The 16,778-nt window shown below is 66.2% G+C and carries 13 protein-coding genes and 1 tRNA gene; 5 read left to right on the forward strand and 9 right to left on the reverse strand.

The window, feature by feature from the left end; translation table 11 throughout:
- Nucleotides 1-155 precede the first annotated feature (155 nt).
- A complete protein-coding gene (locus OK349_RS09370) occupies nt 156-488 on the forward strand; it encodes a hypothetical protein (protein ID WP_265117547.1) in 333 nt (110 codons plus the stop codon).
- Here the strand turns inward: OK349_RS09370 and OK349_RS09375 are convergent.
- From OK349_RS09375 to OK349_RS09410, 8 genes are all read right to left on the reverse strand, one after another.
- A complete protein-coding gene (locus tag OK349_RS09375) occupies nt 466-1,614 on the reverse strand; it encodes a glycosyltransferase family 4 protein (RefSeq protein ID WP_265117548.1) in 1,149 nt (382 codons plus the stop codon). The genes OK349_RS09370 and OK349_RS09375 overlap by 23 nt on opposite strands.
- A gap of 11 nt (nt 1,615-1,625) precedes the next feature.
- On the reverse strand, nt 1,626-2,633 hold the full coding sequence (locus OK349_RS09380; protein WP_265117549.1) for an NAD-dependent epimerase/dehydratase family protein: 1,008 nt from the start codon (nt 2,631-2,633) through the stop codon (nt 1,626-1,628).
- Nucleotides 2,634-2,644: 11 nt separating this feature from the next.
- Nucleotides 2,645-4,003 carry a UDP-glucose dehydrogenase family protein gene (locus OK349_RS09385; RefSeq protein ID WP_265117550.1) on the reverse strand — a complete coding sequence of 453 codons (1,359 nt, stop codon included), beginning with the start codon at nt 4,001-4,003 and terminating at the stop codon, nt 2,645-2,647.
- A 239-nt stretch (nt 4,004-4,242) separates the two neighbouring features.
- Nucleotides 4,243-5,406 (reverse strand): Gfo/Idh/MocA family protein, encoded by a 1,164-nt coding sequence (locus OK349_RS09390; protein ID WP_265117551.1) that lies wholly within the window; start codon nt 5,404-5,406, stop codon nt 4,243-4,245.
- 36 nt (nt 5,407-5,442) lie between these two features.
- The gene (locus OK349_RS09395; protein WP_265117552.1) at nt 5,443-6,705 is read right to left on the reverse strand and encodes a Gfo/Idh/MocA family protein; all 1,263 of its coding nucleotides are present in this window, start codon (nt 6,703-6,705) and stop codon (nt 5,443-5,445) included.
- Complete coding sequence (locus OK349_RS09400; protein ID WP_265117553.1) at nt 6,702-7,553, reverse strand: FAD:protein FMN transferase; 852 nt, start codon at nt 7,551-7,553, stop codon at nt 6,702-6,704. Before OK349_RS09400 ends, OK349_RS09395 begins: the two co-directional genes overlap by 4 nt.
- 8 nt (nt 7,554-7,561) lie before the next feature.
- A complete protein-coding gene (locus tag OK349_RS09405) occupies nt 7,562-8,875 on the reverse strand; it encodes a Gfo/Idh/MocA family protein (protein WP_265117554.1) in 1,314 nt (437 codons plus the stop codon).
- 13 nt (nt 8,876-8,888) lie between these two features.
- Entirely contained in the window at nt 8,889-10,295 is a 1,407-nt protein-coding gene (locus OK349_RS09410) for a 3-keto-disaccharide hydrolase (protein WP_265117555.1), read from the reverse strand.
- Between the two features lie 289 nt (nt 10,296-10,584).
- On the opposite strand from OK349_RS09410, the gene OK349_RS09415 reads away from it, so the two are divergent.
- Together OK349_RS09415 and OK349_RS09420 are read left to right on the forward strand one after the other, a co-directional pair.
- Nucleotides 10,585-11,331, forward strand: coding sequence for a FadR/GntR family transcriptional regulator (locus tag OK349_RS09415; RefSeq protein WP_265117556.1), 747 nt, complete (start codon nt 10,585-10,587; stop codon nt 11,329-11,331).
- 317 nt (nt 11,332-11,648) lie between these two features.
- Complete coding sequence (locus OK349_RS09420; RefSeq protein ID WP_265117557.1) at nt 11,649-14,633, forward strand: TonB-dependent receptor; 2,985 nt, start codon at nt 11,649-11,651, stop codon at nt 14,631-14,633.
- Nucleotides 14,634-14,755: 122 nt separating this feature from the next.
- Here the strand turns inward: OK349_RS09420 and OK349_RS09425 are convergent.
- A tRNA-Leu gene (locus tag OK349_RS09425) sits at nt 14,756-14,842 on the reverse strand.
- Between the two features lie 133 nt (nt 14,843-14,975).
- On the opposite strand from OK349_RS09425, the gene OK349_RS09430 reads away from it, so the two are divergent.
- Entirely contained in the window at nt 14,976-15,908 is a 933-nt protein-coding gene (locus tag OK349_RS09430) for a complex I NDUFA9 subunit family protein (RefSeq protein ID WP_265118573.1), read from the forward strand.
- 57 nt (nt 15,909-15,965) lie between these two features.
- A complete protein-coding gene (locus OK349_RS09435; protein WP_265117558.1) occupies nt 15,966-16,766 on the forward strand; it encodes an undecaprenyl-diphosphate phosphatase in 801 nt (266 codons plus the stop codon).
- Nucleotides 16,767-16,778: the final 12 nt, after the last annotated feature.

Below are 16,778 nucleotides of genomic sequence, written 5' to 3' on the forward strand. Positions count from 1 at the left end.
ATGGAGACTGCTGCAGTGCACCATTGCCGGCTGCATCCGCCGCCGCAGCCGGGCGCTTCATCGCGCTACACCTTTCGCCCGGCCGCGCCGGATGCACAATCTGTCCCCGGCGCCGATGCGCACGTGCTCGCCGCGAGTCTGAATCGGAGATTGCCATGAACCGGTCCCGTCATTTCAGCCGCCGTTTCGTGCTGGCCGCGGGAGCAGGAGCGCCAATCCTCGCCGTGGGCGGCGCCGATCCCATGCGAGCGGCCGCGCCCGAGGGGCGGCCGGACTTCCGGGTGAGCGAGGCTGGCCCTGGCCGCTGGCGATGGCTGAGCTGGCGACACGATGGCGAATATTGGCGGCCGGTTCGCGGCGACATACGCGCCGCCGGGCCAGCATTGGTTGTCCGGGGCGCGCTGCCAGCAGCCGACCGTGCAGCGATGCTGGACGCGCTCGGCGCCGCCGCCGCCGGCCGGCGGGTCAGCTTGGTGCGGGAATCCTGAGCAGCGGCTCGCGAGGCGCCGGTATCAGCTCGCGATAGACGGCGAGGGTCTCGGCTGCAGCCCTGTCCCAGCTGAAGCGGCTGCGAATGCCCGCCGCATCGACGGCATAGGCGCCGGACGGGCGTTCGATCGCCTTGCGCAGCGCCGCGACGTCACCGACCGGGAAATAATGCGCGTCGCCGAGCCCGAGATCGCGGTTCGCGCGGATATCGCTGAGCAGCATCGGCGCGCCGCAGCTTCCCGCCTCCAGCGCGGCGATCGGCAGGCCTTCATGATAGGAGGGCATGACGAACAGATCGGCATGTTCGAACAGGTGACGCAGAACCGCGCGCGGCTGAACGCCCGCGAAGATCAGCCGTTCGCTCTCCTGCGACAGCAATCCGCGCGCATAATCGTCCTGATGATCCGCTCCGCCGACGATCACCAGCTTGCGCGGCGTCGCCGAAGCCGCATGCGCGGCGATCAGATCGTGCAACGCCTTTTCGGGTACGAGCCGCCCGACTGCCAGCAGATAGGGCGATGCGCCGATCCCCAGTCGATCGAGGGTTTCCTCCGCGCGGCCCTCGTCGGGCAGGATCGGCGCGCCATTGGGGATATCGTGAATCTGCGCAGCCCTGCTCGGAAAGTCACGCCGCAGCTTGTCGGCCAGCGACGGGGAAATCGCGATGACGCGGGTTGCGAAGCGCAATGCGATTCGCTCGCCCATGCGCAGCGCGGCCTTGGCGGTGGGGCCCCATTTGGCGCGCTCATAGTCGGTGCCGTGGTGCGTCACGATCACGCGCATCCCCAGCAATCGCGCGAGCGGCGCCAGGAGCGCCGGACCAATGGCGTGGATGTGGACGATCGCGGCCCCACGGCGGCGCGCCTCCAGGATCGCGGCGAAGGTCGAGAGGATCGTCTCGAAATGCTTCGAGCGCGGGCAAGGAACGCCCACCACTTCGATGCCGCGATACGCCTGCCGGGGTACGGGCAGATAGGGCGCGCGGCCGAGGACAGTGAGCGACAGCCCGGGCGCTGACGCTTTGATCCGCGGCAGCAGCTCCTCGCAATGGCTCTCGATCCCTCCCATCACGCCGGGGATGCCGCGCAGGCCGGTGACACAGATCGTGACAGGGCGTTCAGCCATAGGGTCCCCCTTCAGGCGACTGCCGCGGGTGCTGCGATGCCGTGATAGTCGCGATACCATAAGACGAAGCGCTTCAGCCCCTCCGCCAGCCGGACCTGCGGCCGATAGCCGGTCAGCTGCTGGATGGCGGAGATGTCCGCAAAGGTCGCCGTCACGTCGCCCGGCTGCATGGGCAGCATCCGCCGGGCGGCACGGACGCCCAGCTCGGCTTCGAGCGCAGCGATCATTTCCATCAGGCCAACCGGCTGGTTGTCGCCGATGTTGAGCAGACGATGGCCGCCGGCCTGGGGCGGCCGATCGAGCACGCCCACCACGCCATCGACGATATCGTCGATAAAGGTGAAATCGCGCGCCATGCGCCCCTCACCGAACACGTCGATCGTCTCGCCGGCCAGGATTTTCCGCGTGAAGCCAAAATAGGCCATGTCCGGGCGCCCCCAGGGGCCGTAGACGGTGAAGAAGCGCAGCCCGCTCTGCGGCAGGCCGTAAAGCGTCGCATAGCTCTGGCTCATCAGCTCGCAGCTTCGCTTCGTCGCGGCATAGAGCGACACGGGGGCGACGCAGGGATCGTCCTCGCGAAAGCCCTGCCCGGTCAGTGGCCGGTCGCCATAGACCGAGCTGGACGAGGCATAGACCAGATGCGCGCATCCGCCCGGCGCGTGACGCGCTGCCTCCAGTACTGACAGGTGGCCCTGGAGATTGGCATGGCCATAGGTCAACGGGTGATCGATGCTGTAGCGGACCCCGGCCTGGGCGGCGAGGTGGGCGATTCGGCGAATGCCGTGTTCCGCGACAAGGCCCGCGACAAGACCGGCATCGGCCACATCCCCCCGCACCATTGTGAAGCGCGGATCCGCGGCGACCTGGGCAACCCGGGCTTCCTTGAGCGCGACATCATAATAAGCGTTGAAATTGTCGAGGCCGATCACCTGTTCGCCGCGCGCGAGCAGCCGGGAGGCCACCGCCTGTCCAACAAAGCCGGCAGCGCCGGTGACCAATATTGGTGCCGGATGCGCCATGGGCTCGCCCCCTATTGCAGTTCGGAGACGAGCGTTCGGGTGTCAGCCGGCCGGGCCGGCATGTCGCCTGGACGGCCGATCGACAAGTAGCGGAAGCCTGCCTTCTCGATTTCAGCGGGGCGGTAGATGTTGCGCAGATCGACCAGGACGGGCTGCGCCATGCTAGCCCGGAGACGCGCGAAATCGAGCGCGCGGAAGGCGTCCCACTCGGTGACGATGACCAGCGCCGACGCCCCCTCGGCAGCGGCATAGGCATTCTCGACATAGGTGACGTCCGGCATCAGCGCGCGCGCGGCATCCATGCCCTCGGGGTCATAGGCCTGGATCTTCGCCCCGGCATCCTCGAGCGCCCGGATGATCGAAAGCGCTGGCGAATCGCGCATGTCGTCGGTGTTGGGCTTGAAGGTGAGGCCGAGCACGCCGATCGTCCTGCCGCGCACGTCGCCGCCGGCTGCGGCGATCACCCTGCGCCCCATCGCGCGCTTGCGCTGGTCGTTGACCTGCACCGTCGCCTCGACGAGGCGGATCGGCGCGTCATGGTCCTGCGCGGTCTTGACCAGCGCGAGCGTGTCCTTGGGAAAGCAGGAGCCGCCATAGCCCGGTCCCGCGTTCAGGAATTTCGGGCCGATACGATTGTCGAGGCCGATGCCGCGCGCGACGGCTTGGACATCGGCGCCGACCCTCTCGCACAGATCCGCGATCTCGTTGATGAAGGTGATCTTCATCGCCAGAAAGGCGTTGGCGGCATATTTGATGAGCTCGCTGGTGCGCCGGCTGGTGAAGAGGAGCGGCGACTGGTTGAGGAAAAGCGGGCGATAGACCTCGGTCATCGGCGCGCGGGCGCGTTCATCCTCGATGCCGACGACGATGCGGTCGGGGCGCTTGAAGTCCTCGATCGCGGCGCCCTCGCGCAGGAACTCGGGATTGGAGGCGACCGCGAAATCGGCCGTGGGGTTCACCTCGCGAATGATCCGTTCGACCTCGTCGCCGGTGCCGACCGGCACGGTGGACTTGGTGACGACGACGGTGAAACCCGTGAGCGCCGCGCCGATCTCGCGCGCGGCTGCATGGACATGGGAGAGGTCGGCATGACCGTCGCCGCGCCGGGCAGGCGTGCCGACGCCGATGAACACCACTTCCGCTTCCCCCACGGGCCCGGCAAGGTCAGTGGTGAAGGAAAGCCGCCCCGCCGCGACATTGCGCGCCACAAGTTCGTCCAGCCCCGGTTCGTAGATCGGAATGTCGCCCGCTTTCAGCCGGGTGATCTTTTCCGCGTCCTTGTCCACGCACACCACTTGGTGCCCGAAATCGGCGAAGCACGCCCCGGAGACCAGGCCGACATAGCCCGATCCGATCATCACGATTCGCATGGTGGTACTCCCTGACCGAGCGTCGCCCTCCCCTCCGCAGCCGACGGCACCGGAGGGAAGAATGCTGCACCTGCGAAGTGCTTTGTGTGAAGGGCGCCGTCAACGCCCACGCTTTGGAACGAACGATCGGGACGACGAGCCGAGGGAGCCCGCCCGGGTCGGCACGGCGGCTGCACAGCGGTTGGGAGCGGTTCGAGATAACGCCTCCCGGTTCAGGTGGCGCGGGAAGGTGCCGCCGTTTAGCTCACGACCGCCCTGGCCGGCGTTGCGCGGGCCTCGGCGGTGAGCACGAGTTCGGCGGCAAGCAAGGCACCTTCCTGGTCCTGCGCCGCCGATGTGCGCTCGACGATATCCGTCACGAACTGCGGACCGAAGGGCAGCGGCACCTTTGAGCAGTCGAGATAACGCGTGCCCTTCCGGTCAGCGATGAACAGATGGTTCCCGCCCGGCCGCCCGGCGATGTCCACATATTTCCGCAGCTCGATAAAGCCCTCGGTCCCGAGGATGAACAGGCGGCCGTCGCCCCAGGTCGAAAGGCCATCCGGCGTGAACCAGTCGACCCGGACATAACCCGTGCCGCCGTCGCCGCTCAACACCATGTCGCCGAAGTCCTCGAACTCGGGATGCTCGGCATGGTTGAAATTGCCGGTCTGGGACGCGACGACATGGGCGCGCTTGCTGCCCGTCAGATAGACGAACTGATCGGCCTGGTGGCTGCCCACGTCGGTGAGGATGCCGCCATTGCGCGCCGTGTCCCAGAACCATTCGGGCCGGCTCGGCGCGGAGAGCCGGTGTGGCGCAAGGTTGACGGTCTGGATCACCCGGCCGATCGCGCCGTCATGCACGAGCTGGCCCGCCATCACCGCGGCCGGCACCTCGAGCCGCTCCGAATACATGATCCCGTATTTGCGGCCGGTCTCTTTGATCGCGCGCCTGACGTCGGCCAGCTGCTGCAGCGTCACGACGGCGGCCTTGTCGCTCAGATAATCCTTGCCCGCGCGCATGACGCGGATGCCGAGCGGGGCGCGCAGGCTGGGGATCGCCGCGCTGCAAACCAGCTTGATGGCGCGGTTCTCGATGATCTCGTCTTCCGATCGGGCCAGCGGGACGCCCGGATAGCGTTTCTGGAACATCGCGATCTGCTTGGGATCGGCTGCGTAGAAGGCCGTCAGCACGCCGCCGCCGCGGATCACGGCGTCGGTGATGCCGTAGATATGGTTGTGGTCCAGCCCGATCACGGCGAAGGGCACGCGATACTTCGCCTCGGGCGCAGGCCGCGCCGGCGCGCCTTCGGTCGGCGCATCGCCGCGGGTGGCGGATTGCGCGAGCGCGTCGGTGGCGAAGCCGGCGGCGACGCCCGCAGAGAGAAGGCTCAGAAGCTCGCGGCGGTTGGATTCGATCACAGCTTGCTCCTCTTGGTGATGCCCATCGTTCGACCGTCAAACCGTGACGAGGTCGGCCGGCCAGGTCACGGCCTCACCGCGGTCCATCGCCTGTTCGCCGAGCAGCGAGGCGACGCTCGCGTGATAGGCTTGCGCCAGCAGTCCGGGAAGCGGCTTGCCCGACCGCACCGCCTCGCCGAAGCCCTCGAACTGGAGCATCGTCTCGTCATATTCGCCCCAGCCCAGCGATTCCCCCGGCGTCGTCACGGGAAGCTCGGGGAACCAGGTGGCGCCGCCGATCGGAATGGCGCGCTTGTGGCCGCGCTTGACGTCCTCCCGCATCCGCTGGAGCGCCAGAACCTTGGGCGGCACTTCCTGATAGATGCGGCCGAGCTCGGGCTCGATCGACCCCTTGCTGCCCTGGATCTGTTCCTCGCAGCCGTAGCGCGCGTTGTTCAGGAGCGAGGTGTAAACGAGTTTGCGGCCGCCCGAATACTCAAAGACCAGCGCGACATGGTCATAGACCTCGCGCCCGTCCTTCCAGAAGCAGATGCTGCCCGATCCGATCACGCGCGCCGGCACCGCGTCGAGGAACCAGTTGCCGATCTGGAGCTGATGCGTCGCGAGCTCGGTCATCAATCCCGCCGAGCTGTCGCGATACAGGCGCCAGTTGATCTGCCGGTCGTTGCTGTCGGGCGGGACTGGACGCCGCCAGCTGTTGTTGCGGTGCCAGCTCGCCCGGATCTGCGTGACCGGGCCGATCTCGCCCGCCTTCACACGGCGCAGCGCGTTCAGATAGGTCGGGTGGAACATGCGCTGATGACCGATCTGCAGCACCTTGCGGCGATCCTGCGACCTCTTCACCATCGCCCCGCAATCGGCGATCGTGCGCGCCATCGCCTTCTCGCACCATACGTGCAGCCCCGCGTCGAACGCATCCAGCGTCTGGCGTGCGTGGCCATGGAGCGGGGTCGCGATGACGACCGCGTCGAGACCGCCGGCATCGAGCATCGCGCGATGATCGGTGAAGGAGGGTGTGGCCGCGGAGACCAGCGCCTTTCCCTTCGCCAGATGCGGCGCATAATTGTCGCAGATCGCCGCGACGATGCAGTTGCGGGTCTTGACGATGTTCCGGATCAGCGTCCGGCCCCGATCGCCCGTGCCGATCACGCCCAGCCGCACGCGGTCGCTTCCCGCCGGTTGGGCTTGCGCGGCGGAGATCGCCCAGGGCGCGGCAGCTGTCATGCCCGCGGCAGCCGTTGCCCCGAGCACGCCGTCGAGGAAGGCGCGTCGCGAGAGGTCGAAATCCTTGTCGGTCATTGCAGGGCCATCTCACCTGGTTGAACGGGCATTGTCGTCTCATGGCTGAAATCGAACACGAAGCGGCGCGCCGGATCGCCATCGAGCAGGCGGCCGGCCTGATCGTCATCGGCCACGAGCAGCGCGGTGCTCATCGCCTCGGCGCGCGCGCCGCTGCGATCGATGGCCACCGTGCAGCGTGGCGCCGTGACATGGGATGCGTCGGTCGGGCGGATCATCGCCGCGCGCTCCGGCGCATTCGCACCTGCGCCCACGGTCGCGGAGATCGAAAGCGCTTCATCGCGAAGCTCGAATTCCGCGAGAAACCGATCAGGGTGAAGCGGATGCGGGATCGCAACCGGCCAGCCGCCCCCGAGCGGATGTTCGCCAACGACCGCGATGGAACTCTCGCCCGCGCACAGAAAGGCGGATGTGGCGCCCGCCTCTTTCAGCACACGGCACGCCCGATCGAGCGCGAAGCCCTTGCCAAACCCGCCAAGGTCAAGCGCCACGCGCCGCGACGCCTGGATGCGGGCCGCGTCCCGATCGAAGGAAATCACACCCCATCCCACACCGGGCCTGGCGATATCGGCCGCCGGATCGAACAGGCCGCGCGTCAACGCATGAGCCGCCTCAATCTCGATCAGCGCATCGAGCAGCACCGGGTCGTCGACAACGCAGGACAGCCCCGCCATCAGGCATTCGTTGATCATCGTGGTGGCCGACGGGCGATGAATCGTGAGGGCATCGTCGACGGCCTCGATCGCGCGCCGTGCGGACAGCAGCGCGTCGCGATCACCCGGGCCGAAGAGATGCAGCTCGGCCCGCGTGCCCATTGCGGCGAACCGCTCGGTCTGTATCGCTTTCACCGGGGTGGTCAGGCCTTCAGCTCCCAGCCCGGCTCATAGTCGACCGACCAGAGCTTCATCGCCTCGGGGCCGGACGGCTTGCCGGTGGCCGGGTCGACGGCGAGCGTCGATTTGGTGCGATACGCGATATTGCCCAGGTGGCAGAGCGTCGTGCTGATATGCCCCTCGCGGATCGGGGAGGCCAGCGCGCTGGCGCGGCCGCGGATGACGTCGACGAAATTGCCCGCGTGGAGGATGTCGAGCGCGCCCTCCCCGACCGTGCCCGTGGTCTCGGAACTCGCGGGCGCGGCCACCTGTCGCAGCTGCTTGCCCTCCAGGTCGAAAAGCTCGAACCCATTGCGATCGACGATCGCCGAGCCCTTTGTGCCGAGCAACAGCACGCCGCGACCGCGGCCGTAGCGCAGCATCCCGTTGCAGCTGTTCCCGTCCCACCGGATCATCCGCCCGTCGTCATAGGCGAGATCGAGCGCAAGTGTGTCGTACATCTCCCAGTCGTCGCCGCGGAAGAATTGACGGGAGCCGCGCGCCGATACCGTGTGCGGATAGGTCAGCCCCATCAGCCAGCGCGCCACGTCGAGCTCATGCATCGCATTGTTGCAGATCTCGCCGGTCCCGTATTTCCAGAACCAGTGCCAGTTATAGTGGACGAGGTTCGAGCGATAGGGCCCGCGCGGACGCGGCCCCTGCCAAAGATCCCAGTCGAGATGCGCGGGCGGCGCGGTTTCCTGTCCACGCCCGATCGACTCGCGATGATTGGCGTACCAGGTCTGCGCCTCGAACACGTCGCCCAGCTCGCCGGCCTTGACCAGCACGGCGAGTTGCTGCGTCTCGCGGCTCGAACGCTGCTGATTGCCGACCTGCAGCGTGCGGCCGGTGCGTTGCTGCGTCGCGATCAGCGCTTCGCCCTCGGCCGGCGCGATGCCGATCGGTTTTTCGATATAGACGTGCCGGCCAGCATCCATCGCGTCGATCGCCAGCTTGGCGTGCGAATGGTCGGGCGTCGCCACCGTGACGATATCGATGTCCTTGCGGCCGAGCATGCGGCGATAGTCGCGTTCGGTCTTCGGCTGGGCATGTCCCTTGGCGGCGAACTCGGCCGCGCGCTTGGCAAGCACCTGCGAGTCGACGTCGACGAACTCCGCGACCTCGACATTCGGCAGCTTCGAGAACGCGCTCATATGCGCCTGCCCGCGGCCGTTGACCCCGATTACGGCCACGCGCAGCCGGTCGTTGGCCCCCATGACCCGTGCATAGCTGCGCGCGCTCATGGCGATACCCAGCGTCGCGCCCGCGCCCTTCATCATCGTGCGGCGATCCAGCATGGTCTTGCCCCTCTCAGAATTCGCGAAGCTTGATCGAACGGAAATCGACGTGATTGCCGTGGTCCTGCAACAGGATCGGCCCCTGCTCCCACTCACCGAATCTTGGCCATTTCGCATATTTGCTCTTGGCGACGAGCGCCCGGAACTCGGGCGAGCCGCGCTCATATTCGACGACCTTGAAGCCGTTCAGCCAATGCTCGACATGCGTTCCTCTCACGACGATCACGGCGCGATTCCATTCGCCGGGCGGATTGAAGCGCTTGTTCGGATTGGCCGGGTCGGCGAGGTTGCGCGCGGTGATCAGGTCATAGAGCGACGCCAACGTCCGGTTGCCGTCGCGGCCCATCTTCGCGTCGGGATGGCGCGCGTCATCGAGCAGCTGATATTCCAGGCCGATCGCCGATCCTTCGCCCTTGAGCAGGTTGGGATCGACGAAATATTTGATTCCGCTGTTGGCACCGCGCGCCAGCCGGAAGTCGACCGACAGCTCGAAATTGCGATAGTCCCGCGTCGTGATGATGTCGCCGCCATTGGTCGATTCAGCGCCATCCGAGCCGTTGACCGACAAGGCGCCGTCGCGGATCGTCCAGCCCCGTTTCGGGAAATCGGCCGCCTTGGCGCTGCGCCAGCCCTTGGTCGTCTGCCCGTCCCACAACAGCGTCCATCCCGCGCGCCGCTCCCCGTCGCTCAGGCGATTGGTGAGCCAGCTCTGCTGTTCGAGCGCCGTCGGCGCGGACGCAAGGCGGGCCGCGCCTTCGCTGACGATCCGGATGTTGCGGAACCGCACCTCGGGTTGACGGCCCGCCTCTGCGTCGGGGATGGCATGCACCTGAAACGCGATGAACCCCTTCGCATCGGTCTCGTCGACCAGATCCGCCGCCGGCACGCCATTCACCCAGGTGCGCAGGCGATTGCCGATCGCCTCGATGCGATAGTGGTTCCAGTCGCCGGAACGGAAGGCGCGCCGCGCCGCATCGTTGCGGCCGAGCGTGTAGAGCCATTGGCGGCGCTGCTCGTCATAGATGCCACCGCTCCACGCGCGTTTCGACGGATCGATCTCCGCCTGGTATCCAAAGACCACGCCATCGCGATAATCGGGCCGGCTCTGACCGCGGATCATCGCCCCCGAGTTGAGCGCCGGATCCGTTTTGGCATCAAATTCCAGTATGAAATCGTCATATTGCGCATCGGATACGAGCCAGCTGTTCTTCGGACCCGGCGCAGCGCGGCCGATGAGTTCGCCTCCGGCAACCTCGAACGTCGCCGTTCCGCCGGTCATGTGCCAACCGGCCAGCCCTGCGCGCGGCGTGATGTCACGCCATGATCCCTGATCCTGCCCCTGATCCTGCCTTGCCGAAGCAGGCGCCGTCATGATGACCGGTACGGCAAGCAGGCCCAGAATCGCGGCCCCGCGGACCATCGCACCTCTTCGCATCGCACCTCTTCCCATCGCGTTTTTATACGGGCAGACCGAGCGCCGTCGATGCAGGCGACATCGTGCGCCCTCATCTTGCCGCAGACCGATCCCTGATCACCGACGTTAAATAGTGGTCGGACCACATGCAATAGGGATGTCAGACATTTCCTGCAGAAAGCGATATGACTGGTTTGTCTGCCAAGGCTTGACGATGGGCACCCCGGGCGAAGTAATATGGAGCCAATGAGCAATTCAGGGCGAAAAGCGCTCGGTCCATCGAATGAGGAATGAGATGTCAGCCGAAGAACGGGGCGGCAAACTTTACCGCAAGATCGTGCAGGCGATCGTTGCCGACATCGCCAACGGCGTATTCCCGGTCGGCACGCGCCTGCCTGCGGAACGCGACCTGACCGAGCGATTTGCGGTCAGTCGCCCGACCATCCGCGAAGCGATGATCGCGCTCGAGATGCAAGGCCTGGTGGAGGCGCGCAAGGGATCGGGCGTCTTCGTGCTGGCCTCCTCGACCGTCAACGGCGACCGGGAACTCGACATCGGCGCATTCGAGATCACCGAGGCACGCCGGCTGCTCGAGGGCGAAGTCGCCGCGGTCGCCGCGACGGAGATCGACGAAGCCCAACTTGCCGAGCTGCGCATGCTGCTGGTCCAGATGGAGCAGGAGGATACCGCCGCAGCCGAAGAGGCTGACCGGCGCTTCCATATCGCCATCGCCGAGGCGACGGGCAACGCCGTGATCATCGCGGCCGTCACGGATTTTTGGGACATGCGCTTCCGGTCACCGCTGGCGCGCGAAGTTCTCGTGAAGGCAGGCAGCCTGGGGACAGAGAGTCGCCTGTCCGAGCATGGCCGCATCCTAAATGCGCTCGAAGCGCGATCGCCGGACGGCGCGCGCAACGCGATGCGCGACCATCTTTCCAGGGTCATCGAGCATCTTCTCGACGTGACCGAAACTGAGGCGGTCGAGCGCGCACGCTCGGAGACCGACCAGCGCCGGCGCGCGCTTGCCCGCCGCACGGTCTGATACCCGAAACTCGATCACCTCCCCATTTCACCGGACCCAAAACACCGGTTCACCGGGCGAATTGCCGTGCATGCGCCATGGCGGCCGTACGCGCGTCACGGTAGCTGCGCGCGGCGGCAGCCTGCCGTTCCGAAAATCGGTCAGACGCTATTGCGATAGTTGCCTGACAGTGATAGCTGACAATCGAACTGACAGGTCAAATCGATCTTCAACAATCACATAGAGCGACGGATCATGCCGATCGCTCAGACCGACGGGAGAGAGGAATGAGCCGGGATAGCTGCAGCAGGGGCCGCCTGCTTATTTCAACGAGCCTGGTGAGCTTTCTGATCGCGTCGCCAGCATTTGGCCAGACGGCTCCGCAACCCCCCGCAGAGCAAACCGGCCAGACAGGCGGTACTGCCGAACCTTCCCAGGCCGACTCGCAGGAAGCGGAGATCACCGTCACCGGCTTCCGCGCCTCGCTCGACAACGCGTTGAACCTGAAGCGGCAGGAAACCGCGGCGGTCGACAGCATCGTCGCCGAGGACATCGGCAAGTTTCCCGATTCCAATCTCGCGGAATCGATGCAGCGCATTCCCGGCGTAGCCCTGTCGCGCGGCGACGGCGGCGAGGGGCGCAACATCTCGGTCCGCGGCCTCGGCGCGCAATTCACGCGTGTGCGCATCAACGGGATGGAGGGCGTGTCGCAGGTGAGCGGCAGCGATATCCGCGGCGGCGTCGCCACGGGGCGCTCGTTCGACTTCGTGACCTTCCCGACCGAAATCTTCTCGAGCCTCGCGGTGCGCAAGACGCTTTCGGCCGACGTCGAGGAAGGCTCGCTCGGCGCGACCGTCGACCTGCGCGCGCCCAAGCCGTTCGACCAGAAGAAGGACTTCGTCTTCTCGGGCACTGCGCGCGGCATCTACAACGACATCAGCAGGAAGGTCGATCCGCGGCTGTCCGCGCTGGTTTCCAAGAAGTTCGGCGACACGTTCGGCGTGCTCGGCACCATCGCCTATTCGAAGCGCCACATCGACGAATATGCCTATTCGGCCGTGGACATCCTGCCGTCCTACGTCGCAGGGCAGTCGCAATCGGTGACACTGCCGGGCAGTTCATCCCCGACGACCATCATCTTCCCTTTCTGTACGCCCGTCGGCTACACCTATCAGGGCGTGCCGGTGACCAGCCCGTCACCGGGCTATGCCAATAGCGGCGTCTCGGTGGGTGCCGACGCCAACAACTGCAGCGCCAGCAATCCCCGCACCAGCACGCAGGCGGCCTATGACTATATCATGAGCCGCACGGGCGTGTCGGGTCGTCCGGGTGGCGGCGTGTTCCTGCCGCGCCTGCCGCGTCCGGTGAAGGGCAGCCAGGAGCAGGAGCGTCTGGCCGGGTCGCTGACGCTGCAATGGAAGCCCACCGACGACACCGACATCTCGATCGACGGCCTGTATTCGCGCTTCAAGGTCAATCGCCTCGACACGATGCTCGATGCGCGCTCGATGGGCCGCACCGCCTCGAACAACGGCCAGCCGATGATGTCGATCCGCGACATCGAGGTCGACGATAACGGGTCGCTGATCTACGGCCTGTGGGATGGCGTGGACCTGCGCTCGGAGATGCAGGACGAGCGTTTCACCTCGACCTTCCGCCAAGTGAACCTCAACTTCGACCACCGCTTCTCCGACACGTTTCGCATCTTCGGCCTGGCCGGCATCAACGAATCGAAATTGGAGGTGGACCGCCTGCAGGTCGCGATCGATTCGAACGATACCGACAATTTCTCGATCGACTTCCGCGATAACCCGGACGTCCCGAAGATCAGCTACGGCATCGATCTGACCAATCCGGCCAACTTCCTCTACGGCCCGCCGCTGCCCGACGGCACGCAGCGCGGACAGATCTCGAGCTTCATCCGCAGGAACACCATCGTCAGCAAGACGTTCGAGCTCAACACCGAGTGGGAGGCGGCGCCGAACTTCACCGTCCAGCTGGGCGGCCAGTATCGCACCAACAAATATACCGCACGCGAGCGCCAGCTGATCCCTGCCCAGTCGTTGCCGCAGTTGCTGCCCGCAGGGGTGTCGCTCGCCGATATCACCTTCGTGACGAAGGGAATCGGCAATAATCTGAACGGCCAGATGCAGGATTTCGTCGCGATCGATCCCGACAAGTTCCGCGAGGCGGTGAACTTCAGCAGCTATCAATATTGCAGCGTGGAGTGCGCCAAGGGCACGTACGGCGGGGTCGATGAGAAATACAGCTCCGGCTACGTCATGGTGAAGTTCAACACCGAGGACGTCTTGCCGTTCGCGCTGCGCGGCGATGCCGGCGTCCGCTACGTCCACACCTCTCTCGACACCTACGGGCCGATCCCCACCGCCGCGCCGGCCGGGTCGCCCTATCCCACGCAATATGTGATCTCGACGGTGAAGCGCTCGTACGACGACTGGCTGCCGTCGGTAAATCTCGCGCTCAACATCACGCCCGACCTCATCGCGCGCTTCTCCGCGGCGCGCGTGATGTCGCGTCCGTCTTACGGCCAGTTGATCCCCAGCGGCAGCGCGAACATCGTGATCCGCACCGCCTCGATCACCAATCCCTATCTCGATCCGATTCGCGCCAATACCCTCGACGCCGCGCTCGAATGGTATTTCGCGCCCGGTTCGCTGCTGTCGGTCGCCTATTTCTATAAGGATATCGAGACCTATATCCAGAACACCAACCAGTTGGTGCCGTTCCGCGAGCTCGGACTCCCGCTGTCGCTGCTCCAGGGCACTGGCACCGGCGTCACTCCGGACGAACTGTTCAGCGTGACGCGCAGCAACAACACCGACGGTGGGCCGCTGCGCGGGTTCGAGGTGAACCTCCAGCTGCCGTTCCGTTTCCTGCCGGGAGCGCTCAGCAATTTCGGCGTGCTCGCCAATTTCACGCGCGTGCGCTCGAGCATCAACTACATCATCTCGCCGACCATCACGCGCAGGGCGCCTCTGGTCGGTCTCTCGCCGGAAACCGCCAGCGGCACGCTCTATTATGAGGACAGCAAGTTCAGCATCCGGTCGACGGTCAACTACCGAGCGGCCTTCCTCACCGGCGTCCCGGGCCCGACCGACAGCGACGCGAACGTCAATGCGAGCTCGGTCTTCGTCGACGCATCGGCGTCGTACAACATCAGCGACAACATCAAGCTGATCGCCGAGGTGTCGAACATCACCAACGAGACCAACCGCCTTTACACCGACACCACGCGGAAAGACCCGCTGTACACCGCCTATTTCGGGCGGACTTACAGCCTCGCGGTAAACTTCCAGTTCTGATGCCCCCTGTCGCCATGGGCATCCGCCCGTTTGGGCCGTTTTCGTAGCAATTGGCGTAGCAAACGCTCTCTGGGGACCGTCTTTTGACGATCCCCCAGCATTTTCAGCGCTTTGAGAGTATATGGTGCCCAGAAGAGGACTCGAACCTCCACGGCCTTGCGACCGCCAGCACCTGAAGCTGGTGCGTCTACCAATTCCGCCATCTGGGCACGGGGTAGGCGGGCGCCTCTAGGGGACCGGCGGGGGGCCTGTCAACCGCTTCTCGCCGCCCGTCGCGGCACGGTTGCCCTTTGCCGCGTCACGCGGCATTGGGGGGCATTGGAACAGACTTTCGAGGGCGCGATGAAGGACAGGCTGGTGACGGTGATCGGCGGCGGCGGGTTCGTCGGGCGCTATGTCGCACAGGCGCTGCTCAAGGCGGGCGCGCGAGTCCGCGTCGCCCAGCGCGATCCGCGCGAGGCGTGGTTCCTCAAGCCGCTGGGCGGGCTCGGCCAGACCCAGTTCGTCGCCGCGGACATCACCCGCGCCGACTCGATCACGCGCGCCGTCGCCGGATCGGATGCGGTGGTGAACCTCGCCGGCGCGTTCGGACGCCGCGCCTATGCGGTGAACACCGCCGGCGCCGAGAATGCCGCCAAGGCCGCCGCAGCGGCCGGCGCAACTGCCTTCGTGCAGATCTCCGCGCTCGGCGCCGACGCACAGGCCGCGTCGGAATATGGCCGCTCCAAGGGCGAGGGCGAGCAGCTGGTCCGCGATGCCTTCCCTGCCGCCACGATCGTCCGGCCCTCGTTCATCTTCGGGCGCGAGGACCAGTTCGTGAACCGGTTCGCCGCGCTCGCCGCGCAGGCGCCGTTCGTGCCGGTGCTGCGCGGACAGGTGCGGATCCAGCCGGTCTATGTCGCCGACGTCGCGGCGGCGGTGGTGAAGGCGCTCGCCGACCCGCAGGTTGCCGCGGGCCGTACGCTCGAGCTCGGCGGACCCGACGTGATGACCTTCGCGCAGTTCCAGCGCTGGCTGGTCGAGGCGACCGGCCGTACCAAGGGCGTGGTCGAGCTGCCCGATTTCATCGGCGCCGGCATCGCGACGCTCGGTTTCCTCCCGGGCATGCCGATCAGCTGGGACCAGTGGCTGATGCTGCAGCAGGACAATGTGACGGCGGCGAACGCGCTGCCCGAGCTCGGCATCACGCCGACCCCGCTTGGCACGGTCGCGCCCGGCTGGCTGGTCCAATATCGCCGCCACGGCCGCTTCGCGGGCTCGCACCAGGCCGCCTGACATCCGCCGCACCGGCAAGCGTAACGCCGGGCGCGCCCTGGCAAGGGGCGTACCCAGATGAACGACATTCTCACCTACATCCTGCTCGGCATCATCGAGGGGCTGACCGAGTTCCTGCCGGTCTCCTCGACCGGGCATTTGATCCTTGCCGGCGAGTTGTTCGGGTTCAACGACACGAGCTCGGTCACCTTCAAGATCGCGATCCAGTTCGGCGCGATCCTGGCGGTGCTGGTCGCCTATTGGCGCACCTTCTGGGACCGCGGCATGGGCCTGCTGCGCCGCGATCCGCAATCGGTGGCGTTCGTGCGCAACATTCTGATCGGCTTCGCGCCCGCGCTGGTGATCGGCGTGATCGCCTATGACGCGATCCGCGCGGCGATGCAGACGCCGGTGATCGTCGCGGTCGCGCTGATCGTCGGCGGCATCGCGATCCTGCTAATCGAGCGGATCGTGAAGATCGTGCGTTACAGCCGCGTCGAGGCGATTCCGACCGGCACCGCGGTGTCGATCGGCCTGGTCCAGTGCATCGCGATGCTGCCCGGGGTCAGCCGATCGGGCGCGACGATCATGGGATCGCTGCTGATGGGCGTCGAGCGCAAGACCGCGGCCGAGTTTAGCTTCTTCCTCGCCGTGCCGACGATGCTCGCCGCGACCGTCTATTCGCTGTGGAAGGACCGCGCGCTGCTCAGCCTCGATGATTTCGGCGCGATCGCGATCGGCTTCGTCTCGGCATTTGTGGTGGCGCTGCTCGTGGTGCGGGCGTTCGTGAAGGTCGTCGGCCGCTACGGCTTCGCGCCCTTCGCCTGGTATCGCATCGCCGCCGGCACGGCCGCATTGATCTGGTCGCTCGCACGATAAGGCCGTAACGGA

The organism is Sphingomonas sp. BT-65, from assembly GCF_026107375.2.
Classification (GTDB): domain Bacteria; phylum Pseudomonadota; class Alphaproteobacteria; order Sphingomonadales; family Sphingomonadaceae; genus Sphingomonas.

What these genes read in the sequence shown, in the direction of transcription:
- OK349_RS09375 (WP_265117548.1), bottom strand. Translation starts at nt 1,614, where the DNA reads ATGGCTGAACGCCCTGTCACGATCTGTGTCACCGGCCTGCGCGGCATC.
- OK349_RS09405 (WP_265117554.1), bottom strand. Translation starts at nt 8,875, where the DNA reads ATGCTGGATCGCCGCACGATGATGAAGGGCGCGGGCGCGACGCTGGGT.
- OK349_RS09380 (WP_265117549.1), bottom strand. Translation starts at nt 2,633, where the DNA reads ATGGCGCATCCGGCACCAATATTGGTCACCGGCGCTGCCGGCTTTGTT.
- OK349_RS09430 (WP_265118573.1), top strand. Translation starts at nt 14,976, where the DNA reads ATGAAGGACAGGCTGGTGACGGTGATCGGCGGCGGCGGGTTCGTCGGG.
- OK349_RS09435 (WP_265117558.1), top strand. Translation starts at nt 15,966, where the DNA reads ATGAACGACATTCTCACCTACATCCTGCTCGGCATCATCGAGGGGCTG.
- OK349_RS09395 (WP_265117552.1), bottom strand. Translation starts at nt 6,705, where the DNA reads ATGACCGACAAGGATTTCGACCTCTCGCGACGCGCCTTCCTCGACGGC.
- OK349_RS09415 (WP_265117556.1), top strand. Translation starts at nt 10,585, where the DNA reads ATGTCAGCCGAAGAACGGGGCGGCAAACTTTACCGCAAGATCGTGCAG.
- OK349_RS09370 (WP_265117547.1), top strand. Translation starts at nt 156, where the DNA reads ATGAACCGGTCCCGTCATTTCAGCCGCCGTTTCGTGCTGGCCGCGGGA.
- OK349_RS09385 (WP_265117550.1), bottom strand. Translation starts at nt 4,003, where the DNA reads ATGCGAATCGTGATGATCGGATCGGGCTATGTCGGCCTGGTCTCCGGG.
- OK349_RS09410 (WP_265117555.1), bottom strand. Translation starts at nt 10,295, where the DNA reads ATGGTCCGCGGGGCCGCGATTCTGGGCCTGCTTGCCGTACCGGTCATC.